The organism is Mesorhizobium sp. M1E.F.Ca.ET.041.01.1.1 (genome assembly GCF_003997355.1).
In the GTDB taxonomy this organism is placed as follows: Bacteria; Pseudomonadota; Alphaproteobacteria; order Rhizobiales; family Rhizobiaceae; genus Mesorhizobium.
On the sequence record NZ_RZSL01001112.1, the window covers coordinates 1 to 925 of the forward strand.

Annotated in this window: 1 protein-coding gene; it reads right to left on the minus strand. The window is 63.6% G+C overall.

The genetic code is table 11. The features are described from left to right. Window positions 1-81 precede the first annotated feature (81 nt). Entirely contained in the window at window positions 82-747 is a 666-nt protein-coding gene (locus EOA38_RS37755) for an O-methyltransferase (protein WP_127301602.1), read from the minus strand. Window positions 748-925: the final 178 nt, after the last annotated feature.

Below are 925 nucleotides of genomic sequence, written 5' to 3' on the forward strand. Positions count from 1 at the left end.
GGCAAGCGCAACGTGGTCGAGCCGTTCTTCGACTGAGTCGACGGGCGTCGACCGAGTTGACCGAACCGGCGCGGGCCCGCGTCAGTCCACGATCGCAATCGCAAAGCCGTCATAGCCCTTGGCGCCGACGGTCTGGATGGCGGTGCCGTCCAGACGCTTCTCGCCGCCGATGAAGGAGAACACCGCGCGGGCACCAATGACATTCTCGTCGCGACCGTCATTCTTCAGCACGGCGCCGTCGCGGATGACATTGTCGCAGACGATGACCGTGCCGGAGCGCGACAGCCGCATGGCCCAGGAGAGATAGTTCGGGTTGTTCGGCTTGTCGGCGTCGATGAAGATCAGATCGAACGGACCGGCATTTTCGCTCTCCAGTTGAGCCAGCGACTGCAGCGCAGGGCCGAGGCGCAGGTCCACCTTGTCCGAAACCCCTGCCCGCTCGAAGTTGGAGCGCGCGACCTTGGCGTGGTGAGGATCAAGCTCCAGCGTCACGATCTTGCCGTCGGCGGGCAATCCCGTTGCCATCCAGATGGTCGAGTAGCCACCGAGCGTGCCGACCTCAAGCACCTTTTTCGCGCCCCGAATCCGCACGAGGAGCGAAAGCAATTTGCCTTGCGCCGCGGAGACATCGATCGCCGGCAGGCCCTGATCGCGGTTGGTTGCCAGCACGGCATGCAGCGCGGGGTCCGCTTCGAAAAGAGAGGAGACGATATAGTCGTCGACAGCCGTCCAGGTCTTGGCGCTCATGGTTCATCCTCGTTCGTGAAGCCCAAATGCAAAAAGGGGCCACGCAGGCCCCTTTTCTTTCTCTCATTCCACCGGCGCTTACTGCGCGGCGTTGACCATGTTGGTCAGCATCGGCTCGGCGACCTCGACGCCGGACGCCTTGCGGCGCTCGTCGATGATCAGCTCGTCGCGCGAGGTG